The sequence below is a fragment of the Bifidobacterium sp. LH_730 genome (assembly GCF_056355835.1).
Genome location: NZ_JBKETB010000014.1, coordinates 1 through 13415, shown reverse-complemented (window position 1 = coordinate 13415; position 13415 = coordinate 1). Strand labels below are relative to the sequence as shown.

The window sequence follows — 13415 nt, the reverse complement described above, 5'->3', positions numbered from 1 at the left end:
CGCTCCGTCATCGGGACACCGAAGCTCCAGTGTTTCCGGTGGTCGTTTCGGAGAGGGAATACACAATTCCCGGGCCAAATACACAATTTCATGCCCGACTCTCTTCGAATGTCGAGACGGGGACGAGCCGGCAACGAATCGCCATACTCGTGCCTCATTCATCCGCCTTCTGCGCGGAAGACGGTTAATTCGGTTCTTGACTGCTGACAGTCGTTGGTTGTTTGTTCTCGACCTGCGTTAGCAGCCGCTGAGTGTTTTCCCAAGCTTCTTCAAAGTCCGTCGCGCTGCCGGTCTCCTCGAAGCTGAGGCGGTATTCATTCTTGGCACGTTCATCGAGGGGATGGACATGATGCTGACCCTGCGCCGTTTCGATATGCCGGACGGCCTGACGCAATTCGGCGGAATCGACGCCGCTTCGTGTCAGCAACGCCAGGTCCGCAAGGTCTCGGCCCCGGACTTTGCCGGGCCTGCTGATGGCATGGAGCTTGTCCGCGATTTGGCTGATGCGGTCCATCACCACGGGCGGGGCAATCGCTCGACGCTGCCGGTGAATCCGTTCCAGCCCGCCGTAAGCCGGTCGGCGAGCATGGTTTCGAATTCGCGCAGCGATCCGGAATAGGCAGCGTCCAAGTCCTCGGACATGCGACCGTCCCGCAGCGGATAGCGCAGCTGGATGGCCGCGCCTCCTTTGACGTAAGCGATGCCATCGAGAAACTGAGACAGAATGGCGTTGTGAACGGACTGCATATACACGCGCCGCTCCCGGGCCGACAATCCCGCCGATTGACGTTGCATCGCTTTATACAGCTGTTTGGCGGATGACGGTCGTTCTATGGCCGCGTCAGTCGGCAGCGAATCAGGATCGGAGGAGTTCATCGGCGTGCTCCTTGGTCAGGATATTTCGTTCCATGGCGTCGGCCAGAGCGGCTTGGCGTTTGTCTTCGTCCATGAACGGCAGCGAGGCGGCCAGGGCATCGTTGAGTCCCTGCGATGGCAGGCCGGCTGCCGTTTCCCTGCGGTATCCGGTGTCGTGATGCCAGCGCACGCCTTCCTTGGGGCGTTTGCGGACATAGGTGGCGATGTGCGTCACAGGGGAGGCCCAAGCCCCCAAACCATGCAGCTCCACGACGGTCGGACCCCAGAGCGTCGCGCCTTCGCCGGCGGAGGCGAGCGTCTGTGCCAGATGTGTGTACTCGTAGTTCACGTCTTCATCGTCGGTCCACCATACGTAGATTCCGCGTTCGGGGTGGTCCACGTCCGGGTTGCCTAGGGCCCAGTGACGTAGCTGGCTGTCGTCGATGCCCGCGTTGCGGGCTTCCCATGTGGGGATCACCCCGTGCCACCTGCGTGCGATGGGCAGCAGCCTGTCCTCCAATTTCATATTCATATCAATATATTTTACCACGGTTCTGCGCAGTGAGAATGGCCGAATTGCACCATTTTTACATTGTTTGATTGCGCGTTGCTGGTGAGGTTTTTCACAATCGGTGGCGTCTCGGCATGTTCTGTTGGAAGGAAAGGCTTGGAATCCCCTTTTTGGTGGGGTTAAACATGTGGCAATCATATGTGCTTACTAGATATGTCATCGGGGTGCATATGTCCCCCTTAATTTCTTCAAAATCATTGGTATTGCAAGGTTCGCGGGTGTCCTCTTAGTCTGGGGGGGGGGGTATTGGTTGAGGCAGCACGAGGGTGTGTCCGCTGGAAGTTGGAGTCATTGTGGCTGCGGACTGACCTTGTGCTGGAAAGGATTCTTATGACAACGCAAACTAACGGCGCTCCCTCGCGTCGCTGGGTCGCCCTCGTCGCGGCCGCCTGCACGCTGGGCTCGCTCGCCGTCGCCCCTAGTGCGATGGCCGATGAGACCACCTCCGCGCCGGTGGCAGAACAGACGCCTGCCGCCACGCAAAATACGACGCAGCAGCCGGCGACTGATTCGCAGTCTCAGACGGGGACGCAGAACTCCGGGAGCACTCCGGTGACGGGTGCCGAGCCGGAGCAGCAGCAGAAGGTTGTTGCCAAGATTGGCGAGACAACATACGCATCATTCAAAGCTGCAGTGGATGCCGCCAAGGCGAATGACACGGTCACCCTTGTCGCCGATAGCGATGAGAATGTGACGGTCAACAAGCCGAACATCACCATCACGTCCTCGGACAAGGCCAACGTGACCTACACAGGCACGATGACTATTAGATCTTATGGCTCAGGCAACAATGCTGATCATGTCACGGTCAAGGGCATGACCTTCAAGCTCGAGACTACAGGCGATCCTTCTCATGACAATACGGGGACGAGCGTCATAGTGAATGGCGCGACCAACACCGTGATCAAGGACAATGCTTTCATTATCGAGCCCCTTAAAGTAAGCGATGGGGGCTACAATGACCCCGCTTTTACCTATGATCGATTCTGGTCGGTATGGTTGGACCAAGGCGCGTCGGACACGCAAATCACTGGCAATACCTTCGATATAGGTCAGCACACCACTGCTGCTGCCGTGCATGTCGAACAAACCGGCACGATTGCAAACACAGTCATCTCGGATAACACAGCGACTTTCACTTCTGCGTCGAAGCTTCCAACTGGCTTTGTGCGACCTATGTCTCCCCATCTGAGCTTTATCTGGGGCCAAGCTGCTCCAACGATTTCCGGCCTCACCGTGAACAGCAATACGGTGGTGGATACGACGAAGGAACGAACCTGGAATTATGGCGTGTATCTCATCGGTATCAAGGGTAATGGGGAGATTTCATTTAGTGGAAACAAATTCGACGCGGCCATCGGCTTTAACTTCACTGTGAATGCGAAGGCTAACCATACGGTCAAGATTGATGGTACCAATACATTCGGAGGCAAATACAATGGTTCCTTCGCGGTCGTGAACGCGGACAACAACCAAGCGTATAAGACCTTGGCTGCTGCGCTGGAGGACGGTGCGGTGAACCTGCGTCTGCTCGCTGGAACGGTTTATAGCAGTTTTGCCGTTGATGCGGGCAAACAGGTGACGTTGGATCTGAACGGTCATACGATTAAAAACGGTAGCGACAAGAATGTTCCGCAGACACTGGCGACCATCAACGCCGGTGGCTCCCTGACAGTGAAGGATTCTTCTTTGGGAGGCACTGGAGCGGTCATGCCTGATACCGTTGGTATCCAAGCGCCGAGCGTTCTGATCGACAACAAGGGTACCTTGAAGGTTGAGGGTGGTGCGCTCTCCTCCGAAGGCTCGGACAAGGTAATCGTCGATAATCAAGGCTCATTGACGATTAGCGGTGGCAAGTTCTCGGGAACTAGCCCGCTGATCAAGACGACGGGCGAGAATGCATCCGTGATGATCACTGGCGGCCTGTTCACCGCGATCAAGGATGGCGGCATCCTGTTCGAGGGAGACAAGTCGGCGACGACACTGTCCGGCGGCCTGTACGACAACGTGGACCCGGCGACGCAGACGACCATCGCCAACGGCTACGAGGCCCAGAAACTCGCCGGCACTCCGGAGGGAACGACCGGCAGGTGGCAGATTGTGCCCGCGGCCGTCCATCCCGGTGGTGGCACGGTGACGGTGCCCGATCAGATCACGGGCATCGAGATTGCCGCGAAGCCGTCGAAGACAGAGTATCGGTATGGTGAGGCGTTTGATCCGGATGGCCTGAGGGTCGATATGGTTTGGTCGTCGGGCAAGCGTGACACGCTCAAGCCCGCGCAGTGGGAGATGACTGGTTTCGATTCCTCGAGGCCTGGCGTACAGACCCTGTCCGTCAAACTCGCGTGGGATGAGTCGAAGGTCGCCACTTTCCAAGTGTTGGTGATGTTCAAGGACGTGGACAAGGCGACCCCGCACAATGGGGAGATCCGCACCCTGTTGGAGAAGGACATCACGCGTGGTTTCGATGATGGCACGTTCCGTGGCATGGGTTCGTTGAACCGTCAGGACTTGGCGGCGTTCCTGTATCGGATGGCCGGTCAGCCTGAGTACACGCCTGCCAAGGAGGACTTCGTGTTCGCGGACGTGACGGAGGCGACGCCTCATTACCGTGAGATTCTGTGGGCCGCGAAGCATGGCGTGGTCAAGGGCTATGACATGGCCGATGGCACGCGTCGTTATGAGGGCGATAGCCCGATTCTGCGTCAGGATCTGGCGGCGATGCTGTGGCGTCTGGCTGGCGAGCCGGATGCGGGCGATGGGTCGTTCCCGGATGTGACCGCCGACACTCCGCATCGTGAGGCGATCGAGTGGGCGAAGCATGCTGGCGTGGCGACCGGTTTCGAGGACGGCACGTTCCGTGGCGGAGACACGATCGTGCGTCAAGACGCGGCCGCGTTCCTTGGTCGCGTGATTGCCAAGAACCTCGTCAAGTTCTGACAGGTTGGCAACGTGGCCGGGAGAGCTGTGTTTACCGCGTCTCTCCCGGCCGCTGAAACTTCGGTGCTTCTGTTGACCGTTTTGGAGAGGAGATACACAATTCCCGAGCCGAGTGCACAATTCTTAGTTGATGTCTTAGCTGATATGTCTTTCTCTGATGTCGACAAGGATGGGCGTACGGTAAATGGACTATTTCCCGTTTGGGACAGACCATGCTTAGCCGGCGTGGTCTTTTTGTTTATGGCGAGCCATATTCGGTAGTTCCGGGTGCCATCCTTTGCCCTGGACAGTGGAGATGCGCAAACGACTCGGGGCCGTCGTTCGTATTTTTGTGCTGAGATGCTTCCGCTCGTGTGGCATGTCAAACGTCAATAATGGGAATGCGATGGTGCAGACAACCATTCATGCCTCCCTATGAGCCATTTATGCCCGCGGCTCGGTGAACAGAGTGTTCGGGTATAGAGTTAGCGTAACGCTTGATATATCAGGCGTTCGTGGATATGTCTATGAGGATGTTGACGTATCCACGCGATGTTTGACGGACGATGTCGTCCGGTGAAAAGGAGCAACCATGAACATTCATCTATCGAGAAAGATCTCAACGGGGGGGGGGTATACGATCTGGCTTTAGGCCGGTAGGAAAGGCCCTGGCCATGATGGCGGCGGTCGCCATGTTCGCCGCATTCGCTCCCACGGCCTCCGCAAGCGAGCCGGAATCTCCGGTTCCGTCGCAGAATGTGGTGGGTGTTCCTTCTTCCGCGGAGCCGGAATTGAATTCAGACTCTCAACTGCCATCCGGAACCGCGGAACAGCCCAAGGTGGAAGATCCGGGTACTGAGGAGCCAACAGTTCCCACGGGGCCAGTCACTCTCGTAGGCAGCGACATCGCCGTCGAAACCACGGTCTCCGATGGGTATAGCTATGAGAACAAAGTGCTGACCATTAGCGAAAGCGGCGACTACACGCTGTCCATGGCAATCGATTCGGTTGGGTCCACGGGCATTAAAGTAACCGATGCTTTTAAGTCCGGCACTATCACGCTATCCGGCCTTAACCTCAGCGTCAGCAATAAGCCTGGCATCGATGTCGACGAAGGCGCCATCGTCACATTGAAACTTGTCGGTGAGAACACTATCACCAGTAGTCAGGCCGCAATCCGTTTCCCCGGTGCCACGAAGAATCACGTCATTACCTCCGACAAAGCCGCGGAGGGAGAAGGATACGACGGCTGGGCGGGTAGCCTGTCCGCAACGACGACCAACGATGGTTGGTATTCAGCTATCGGCGGCAATATGAGTGATAGTGCCACGTCGGTGGTAATTTCGGGCGGCAAAATCACCGCTAATGGCAACATCGGCGCTGGCCTCTATACCAGCAACACCATTGTTGACATCACCGATGGTTTTATTGATGCGAAGAATGGTATTACTGGATATGATGGTTCGAACTCGACTGCCACGATTAGCGTCGGTGGTGGTGTCGTTGCCGTTAATGCGGATGACGGACCTGCCGTTGGAGGCGGCGATAACAATATCATCACCATTTCCGGAGGAACGGTTACGGCGTCCAGTTCTGACGGGCCTGCCATTGGAGGCGGAAACGGACAAACCGCCACAATCACTATCTCCGGCGGGACCGTCAATGCTTCGAGCAGTGCCACCAACTTCGATGCTGTGGTCATCGGCGCGGGTTTAAACGAAGACGCCACAGTGAATCTCACCGGCGGTACTGTCACCGTAGAGAGCAAACAGAACGATATGGTTGGCATTGGCAGCGTCGGCAATGGCGTTGGTAATGTGACGATTGATGGTGCCAATGTGACTATCACGTTGACAGGCAATAACACTGTTGCCATTGGCGCCGGTTCCACCAATGGCCGGGCGGACGTGGCCATGAGCTCGGGTGACGTCAATATCAAGCTCACTGGTGACGGGGCCATAGGTATTGGTGGCCATGATAATCGAGAAGGTGAAGCCATTGATATCGACGGAGGAACCATCTCTATTGATTCGACTGGTGCCGAATCCATTGGCATTGGAGGATCTGACAAACCTACGGTAGACATCAATGACGGCAGTGTGAATGTCACTGTTAAAGGCACCGATTCAGTGGGCATTGGTGGAACCAGTACCTTCGGCTACGGCAAGGTGAATATTAGTGGCGGCGCGGTGACTACGACTGCTACTCAAGATGGTGCCGTGGGTATCGGCGGGCTGAATGGCAGCGATGTCACCATCACTGGTGGTGTGGTCAAGGCCGCTGGCGATGCGTGCGGTATCGGCGATACCGGTACGGGTCCTTACGAGACCAATTTCTCCACCACCGATGCCGAGGGCAATCCTGGCAATGCGGTGATCAAATCCAATACGCCGATCAAGGACCAGACCGGTCGCGACGATTGGTCGGGTGTGATCTTCGAGGGCAAGAACGGCACCGTGCACGGGACGCCCGCGCCTCCGTCGTTCACCATTGAATCGGACGAGACGCTGACGATTCCCGACGGCTCCGAGCTGATTCTTGGCAAGGACACGACGGTCACCAACAACGGCTCGATCAAGGTCGAGGGCAGCGGCAATGTGTCCGGCGGGGGTAAGGTCGACGGCACAACTGGATCGAAGGCGGAGGTCGATCCCACGGAGGACAACCTTCCCGATCTGTCCAAGTTGAATCTGACCTATGACGGCAGCAATCATATGGATACGGTGACGGAAAAGGCCATTGTCTCCAAGAATTCCGTCGAAGGCGGGCTGATCCATACGTTCCCGTCGGACTGGAAAGTATCCGTGTGGAAGGACGGCAAGCAGGTCACCGAGGTCAAGGACGCCGGTGAATACGAGGTGCAATTGACCAAGGGCAAGACCACACTCGTCAACCCCGCGAAGGTGACGGTGAAGAAAGCCGCGAGCACAGTCACCACCAAGCCGGCCGTTCCCGCGGTCGACAAGGACAAGTCCGTCAAGACCACCGTTGTCCTGACGACGGAGGCAAAGAACGTCGAATACCAGGCGAGGAAGGCTTCGGACAAGGACTGGCCCGACAAGTGGCAGGATTCCCCGACCTTCTCCAACCTGGCCGCGAAGACGGAATACCAGTTCCGTCTGCGTGACAAGGGAGACAAGAACCACGAGCCGTCCCAGCCGTCCGACGCAGTGACCCACACCACCGGCGAAGCCCCGGCTCCGACCCCTGGTGGCGGTGGCAGCGGTGGCGGTGGAGCCGTGACTCCCTCGAAGGGATTGGAGATCTCTTCGAAACCTGCGAAGAGCGAGTATGCATACGGCGACAAACTTGACCTGACCGGACTGGTGGTGACGGATGCGTCGGGCAAGAAGTTGGATGCCGCCGAATACACGGTGTCCGGCTATCGCTCTGACAAGCCTGGCGTGCAGAAGGTGACCGTGGCCTTGAAGGAGGATCCGAAGCAGGCCGCTTCCTTCGAGGTGCTGGTTATGTTCAGGGATGTCAATGAGATGACGCCTCACCATGAGGAGATCAGGACGATCCTTGAGCGTGATATCACGCGTGGTTTCGATGATGGCACGTTCCGTGGCATGTCGACTCTGAATCGTCAGGATTTGGCTGCGTTCCTGTATCGTCTTGCCGGTCAGCCGGATTACGAGCCCACGGAGGCGGACTTCGTGTTCGTGGATGTGACCACGGCGACCCCGCATTATCGGGAGATTTTGTGGGCCGCGAAACAGGGTGTCATCCGGGGCTTTGAGGCTGCCGATGGGACCCGCACGTTCGCTGGTGGCAGGGATATCCTGCGTCAGGATATGGTTGCGATGCTGTGGCGTCTGGCCGGTAGCCCGGCGGCGAAGGACGGTGTGTCGTTCTCGGATGTGACCGCCGATACTCCGCATTGTGAGGCGATTGCGTGGGCGAAGGCCGCTGGTGTGACGACTGGTTTCCCCGATGGCACGTTCAGGGGCGGCAGCACGATTGTACGTCAGGACACGGCCGCGTTCCTTGGCCGCATGATTGACAAGAACCTCGTCAAACTCTGACGAAACCCGCGGACGACAAAGCGGGGTGTGTGGTTCAGCTGAACCACACACCCCGCTTTGCTAGTGGAACTCAGAACTCGTGCACGACGTGGAAGATGTGCGCCACGTCGGCCCAGGGGGCCAGGGAGACGAAGTTGTCCCAGCTCCACGCGAAGTCGCGGCCGGTGAGTTCGTCGCGCATATGCGCGCCCCACTTCGGGTCGATGTCGAAATCGGTGAGTTCGAAGTGGACCATCGCCTGATGCGCGTTATGTCCGTCAAGATTGACGACGACGACCAGCGTCTCGGGCTTGCCGGAGCGCGTCAGATCGGCGGGCGTGTGGCGGGCGAAGGCGACGATATTCGGATCGGAGGTCTCGAGCAACGTCACATTGTGATAGCTGAAGACGTCGGCATACTCGCGGCGGATGCGGTTGAGCGAGGTCAGCAGCGCGGAGACGCCGAACTTATCGGCCTGCTCCCAGTCGCGCACCTTGATCTCGTACTTCTCGTTGTCGATCTGCTCCTCGAAACCGGGGCGCTGCTTGTTCTCGATGAGCTCGTAGCCGTTGTAGATGCCCCACGACGGCGATCCCATCGCGGCCAGCACCGCGCGCACGCAATGGCCGGCGATGCCGTTGTCACGCACGTAGGCGGTGAGGATGTCGGGCGTCGTGGGCCAGAAGGTGTTGTGCTGGTAGTAGCCGTCGTCGCAGTTGGTGGTGCCGAGGTATTCCTCGAGCTCCTCCTTCGTGTTGCGCCACGGGAAGTAGCAGTGGGACTGCGTGAAGCCGACGTAGCTCAGGGCGCGCATCATGCCGGGGCGGGTGAAGGCCTCGGCGAGGAACAGCACCTCGGGATGCTTCTTGGTGACCGCGGCGATGACGTCCTGCCAGAAGCGCACGGGCTTGGTGTGTGGGTTGTCGATGCGGAAGATCGTCACGCCCGCCTCGATCCACAGGTTGAGGATTCGTTCGACCTCGCGTTCGATGCCGGGCATATCCGCGTTGAAATCGATCGGATAGATGTCCTGGTACTTCTTCGGCGGGTTCTCGGCGAAGGCGATGGTGCCGTCCGGCTTGATGCGGAACCATTCCGGATGCTGCTTGACCCACGGATGGTCGGGGGAGCACTGCAGCGCGAAGTCGAGGGCGATCTCCAGCCCCAGCTCATGTGCCTTGGCGGTCAGGGCCTTGAAATCGTCCATCGTGCCCAGCAGCGGATCCACGGTGTCATGGCCGCCGAGCTCGCTACCCACGCCGAAGACGGAGCCCGGATCGTCGGGGCCGGCCGTCAGCGTGTTGTTCTTGCCCTTGCGATTGGTCACGCCGATCGGGAAGATCGGGGGTAAGTAGACGATATCGAAGCCCTCGGCCTTCGCACGTTCAAGGCCGCTGATCGAGGTCTTGAACGTGCCCTGCACGATCTTGCCGGTGGACTGGTCGACGTAGGCGCCCTCGGAGCGGGGGAAGAACTGATACCAAGCGGCGAAGCTTGACTTGGGACGCTCCACCTTGAACCGCTGCGGCTGGCTGGGGGAGACGCCGTCGCGCAGCGGCTTGTGCTCGTGCAGCTCCGTGATGGTGTCCGTGGTGGCGGCCGCGAGGCGCTCCTCGGGGGTGAGGGTGGCGTCGGCCATCGTCTTGGCCGCGTCGAGCAGATGCTTGCGCTCGCGGGCGCCGAGTCCGCTGTCCTCGGCGTCGGCCCAGCGGGCGAGCAGTTGCGCGCCGGAGGCCAGCGCGTTGTCCACGTCGTCGTTGACCTCCACCTTGATTTCGGCGTCATGCAGCCAGGAGGCGTAGGTGTCCTCCCAGCCTTCGATGGTGACGGTCCACTCGCCGAGCTGACGCTTCACATGCGTGAATTCGGGTTCCCAAGGCTTGGCGTCGGAGCGCTCGCCGCAGGTCAGCATCACGGTCCAGCGGTCGAGGCCGGCGTTCGCGCAGGTCATCTGGCGGCGCATGGTCTCCTTGCCGCGTGTGTTGCGCACAACGGCGGTTGCTCCGACCTTGGTGCGGCCTTCGATGAAGACCTGCGCGGTCACCTCGAAGGGTTCGCCGAGCTCGACGCGCGCCGGGAAGAGCCCCTGGTTCTCGCAGGGCGTGATGTCCATGACGTTGATGCGGCCGAATTGGGTCGGATCGCTGACGGGGATAACCGGTGCGGGGACCTCGCCGATGACGGTCTGCTTGGTGGTCCTGGGCGTCCGCTTGACGGTTTTTGCGGCCTTGGCCTTGGCGGCGCGGGCGGACGCAGGCTTGGCTGCGGCGCGCGCGGTGGTGGTCTTGGTCGCGGAGGCCTTGGCCTTCGTGGTGCGTGCCGCCGTCTTCGTCGAGGAGGCCGGTGTTGCTTCGTTGCTGTTGCGCTTGGATGCGCTGTTATGTGCTACTGCCATACGCCCCATTGTATGTGGCGTTTGGCGTTCCATATGCGATTGCGTCCGTGGCTGAGCGTGGAATGCGTGGTTGCGATGCGGTTTGCGGACGCATGGTTGCGATGCCGGGGTTTGCTGCATGTGTGGTGACTGGCTTTTTTGAATGATTGCTTCACGATATCTTTGCGTCGCGTTCATTGTGGATGATTTGGCCTATCCGGGTCTTTCCTTCCTCATATGTGGATAATTCGTCGTCTTCGGGATGGTTTTCGAGCCGAAGTTATCCACAACACGCCGAAGCGACGGCCTCCGACCACAATCCCCGGGGAAGCTATCCGGGTGCAGGTCGTTTGTGACAGTCTCTGATGCAGCCCCGCGAAGCAGCGGGTCCAACAGAAAGAAGAAGTCATGCTATCTCAACTCAAACGCCATCTGCCACCTCTCCTGGCTTTCCTTCTAGCCCTATTCCTCCTCACTCCACTCCTCCTTCCGGCCCATGCATATGCCGGTGATCAGCTCACGCCTAATACGGATAAAAATTTGTATTACGACTTTGAAGGTGAGACGTTCGTCATAGGAGTGCTTTACCAGGATGAGTCCGGGAAAAACTATTACTGCATGGAGGTAGAGAAGGAAGATAATGGTCAGGACGGGGCTTTTAAGCCGTTCCAAGATGATGAATCGCGTCAACTTGCTTGGCTAATGAAACATTATGAGAAGAAGAATGACCAAGCTGCGCATGCTGCAATAGGCATTTTGGTCCATGATGCCTATGATCCGAATCAAGAACTATGGGCAAAGCATCGGTTAGTGATTCTTAAAGAAAATCCGAGTCTTGAATCTGAAATTCAGCAACTTAAAAAAGAGGCTGAGGTAAACGCTCCCTCGACAGCGGTAGTTGAGGGTAGTGTACTTGATGGCAAAAAGAGGGGGACTGTTAGAGTTCAAATTCATAATGCTGCTAATCAGCCTATTGCTGGTGCCAAATATGTGTTGACGCTCAGCGGTCCAGCTGAGTTCGTGACTGGAGGCAAAAAGGTAGAAGGCGAATCTAAAAAAGAGCCTGTGACGCATGATTGGATTGCAACAGGTGAGGGGAAAGTCTCGGTTTCTGCTTCTTATTCGTATGAGCCACTAGGTCAAGTTGATAGCCAACAAGATTTTATGCGGACAGGTACGGAAGAATGGTCTGAAGGGTCATTGATTAATCTGGTTGTTCCAAAGGAAGAGCCGCCGGTGACTCCGCCCGTTACGCCTCCGGTCACGCCTCCGGTGACCCCGCCGACGCCGAAGGAGGAGAAGGTGAGCATCGTGACGAAGGTCGATCCGCAGAAGGTGCGGGTCGACGAGCGATTCCGCGATACAGCTGTCATCGTCGGCAAGGTCCCGGAGGGGTCGGTCGTGGTGTTCAAGGCATACAAGGCCGTCGGCGAGGATGACGAGCCCGATGCGAGGGGACTTCTGCTCGAGGACGGACGCATCGAGCTCGAGTCCGGGGTCAAACGCCAAAGCGTGCGAAGTCCGTGGATCAGTTCGCCGGAACCCGGTCTGGTCCATTGGCAGGCCACGGTGCTGTCTCCGGAGGGCAAGGTGCTTGCCACGCATGAGCTTGGCGCCGCCGACGAGACAGTGCTGGTCGAGGCTCCGCCCGAGGAACCGAAGAAACCCGAGGATCCCAAAGAGCCCGAGACCCCGAAGACCCCGAAGACCCCGAAGACGCCGGAACAGCCCAAGCAGCCGTCGACTCCGCAGACGCCGAAGGCCGAGCCGCAGCCCGACCTCGCGCACACAGGCATAGACATTGCCGCCATCTTCGTCGTGGCCGTGTCGGTGCTTGCCGTCGGCGCCTTCATGCTGGCGGTCATCCGCAGACGCAGTCTGTGAAGAATTTCGCTAAGAGAGGAAATGCGACACGCCGCGTTGACAACGACGGATTGGACAGTATCTTAGATAGAGCTGTCCGAACGGACGTGCCGACGCGGGGTGGAGCAGCTCGGTAGCTCGCTGGGCTCATAACCCAGAGGTCCAAGGTTCAAATCCTTGCCCCGCTACTACGAGACCGTTAGGGTCTAGGAATCTGGCCGGTGCAATTCCAAGGAATTGCCCGGCCTTTTCCATGTCTGAGATAGTCCACGCAGTAATTCCACGCATTTTCTGAGATACCAGCGCGCGCGACACGCCGAAAGCGCGTGATAAATCTGATTGATTTTTGTCGCGCATGGCTAGGGCTATGCGCATGTTTCCGCTAATTACTTCTTCGAGCGAAAGCGCTGTGGTTTCGCCGTTTATCGTCTGTGTAGTCATGCTTGACATTATACAACAAAGTAAAGCGTGGCTACGCGCTTGGTGGGTTTAATTTTACATTTTGTGTCAAGTGTGCCTTTCCAAGCTTTATTATGTAAATTATGCCTAATCAAATTGTTGCGGAGGGCGCGGCTACCGCCATTGACTTGCTTTGCAAGAGCAATCACGTAACCCGTGCCGAGTTAAGCCGCGAGCTGCATATAACCCGTTCGGCAATGTCTCAGAAGATGACCGGCAAGAGTGTGTTCACGCTTCGCCAGATTCGTCAGATCGCGGACTATTTCGATGTCTCCGTGGACGCGCTTCTTGGCCGTGAGCCGTTGGAGGTTTCGCGGTGAGTTGGGCTTACAAAGTGTTGTATGCGCTGGCTGTGTGGCCGGTTGCG

9 protein-coding genes and 1 tRNA gene are annotated in these 13415 nt (G+C 58.1%); 5 read left to right on the top strand and 5 right to left on the bottom strand.

Annotated features, from left to right (window positions below; all coding sequences use genetic code 11):
• Positions 1-184 precede the first annotated feature (184 nt).
• Genes AC1AUD_RS12140 through AC1AUD_RS12130 form a run of 3 tightly spaced genes read right to left on the bottom strand, consistent with a single transcriptional unit; the run spans position 185 to position 1387 of the window.
• Entirely contained in the window at positions 185-514 is a 330-nt protein-coding gene (locus AC1AUD_RS12140) for a nucleotidyl transferase AbiEii/AbiGii toxin family protein (protein WP_476574678.1), read from the bottom strand.
• Positions 514-876 carry a hypothetical protein gene (locus tag AC1AUD_RS12135; protein WP_476574638.1) on the bottom strand — a complete coding sequence of 121 codons (363 nt, stop codon included), beginning with the start codon at positions 874-876 and terminating at the stop codon, positions 514-516. Before AC1AUD_RS12135 ends, AC1AUD_RS12140 begins: the two co-directional genes overlap by 1 nt.
• Positions 857-1387 carry a hypothetical protein gene (locus tag AC1AUD_RS12130; protein WP_476574637.1) on the bottom strand — a complete coding sequence of 177 codons (531 nt, stop codon included), beginning with the start codon at positions 1385-1387 and terminating at the stop codon, positions 857-859. Before AC1AUD_RS12130 ends, AC1AUD_RS12135 begins: the two co-directional genes overlap by 20 nt.
• Before the next feature lie 369 nt (positions 1388-1756).
• Here AC1AUD_RS12130 and AC1AUD_RS12125 point away from each other — a divergent pair, with 369 nt between their 5' ends.
• Together AC1AUD_RS12125 and AC1AUD_RS12120 are read left to right on the top strand one after the other, a co-directional pair.
• Positions 1757-4366, top strand: coding sequence for an S-layer homology domain-containing protein (locus AC1AUD_RS12125; protein ID WP_476574636.1), 2610 nt, complete (start codon positions 1757-1759; stop codon positions 4364-4366).
• A gap of 653 nt (positions 4367-5019) precedes the next feature.
• Complete coding sequence (locus AC1AUD_RS12120; protein WP_476574635.1) at positions 5020-8373, top strand: S-layer homology domain-containing protein; 3354 nt, start codon at positions 5020-5022, stop codon at positions 8371-8373.
• A gap of 70 nt (positions 8374-8443) precedes the next feature.
• Here the strand turns inward: AC1AUD_RS12120 and AC1AUD_RS12115 are convergent, their stop codons facing one another.
• Positions 8444-10756, bottom strand: a complete 2313-nt coding sequence (locus AC1AUD_RS12115; RefSeq protein ID WP_476574634.1) for an alpha-1,4-glucan--maltose-1-phosphate maltosyltransferase — start codon at positions 10754-10756, stop codon at positions 8444-8446.
• 1206 nt (positions 10757-11962) lie between these two features.
• Here AC1AUD_RS12115 and AC1AUD_RS12110 point away from each other — a divergent pair.
• Both AC1AUD_RS12110 and AC1AUD_RS12105 read left to right on the top strand, forming a co-directional pair.
• On the top strand, positions 11963-12610 hold the full coding sequence (locus AC1AUD_RS12110; RefSeq protein WP_476574633.1) for a hypothetical protein: 648 nt from the start codon (positions 11963-11965) through the stop codon (positions 12608-12610).
• Positions 12611-12703: 93 nt separating this feature from the next.
• Positions 12704-12777, top strand: a tRNA-Met gene (locus tag AC1AUD_RS12105).
• On the opposite strand, the gene AC1AUD_RS12100 is transcribed toward AC1AUD_RS12105, so the two are convergent.
• On the bottom strand, positions 12737-12946 hold the full coding sequence (locus AC1AUD_RS12100; protein ID WP_476574677.1) for a helix-turn-helix domain-containing protein: 210 nt from the start codon (positions 12944-12946) through the stop codon (positions 12737-12739). The genes AC1AUD_RS12105 and AC1AUD_RS12100 overlap by 41 nt on opposite strands.
• 185 nt (positions 12947-13131) lie before the next feature.
• Here AC1AUD_RS12100 and AC1AUD_RS12095 point away from each other — a divergent pair, with 185 nt between their 5' ends.
• Positions 13132-13368, top strand: a complete 237-nt coding sequence (locus AC1AUD_RS12095; RefSeq protein ID WP_476574632.1) for a helix-turn-helix domain-containing protein — start codon at positions 13132-13134, stop codon at positions 13366-13368.
• Positions 13369-13415: the final 47 nt, after the last annotated feature.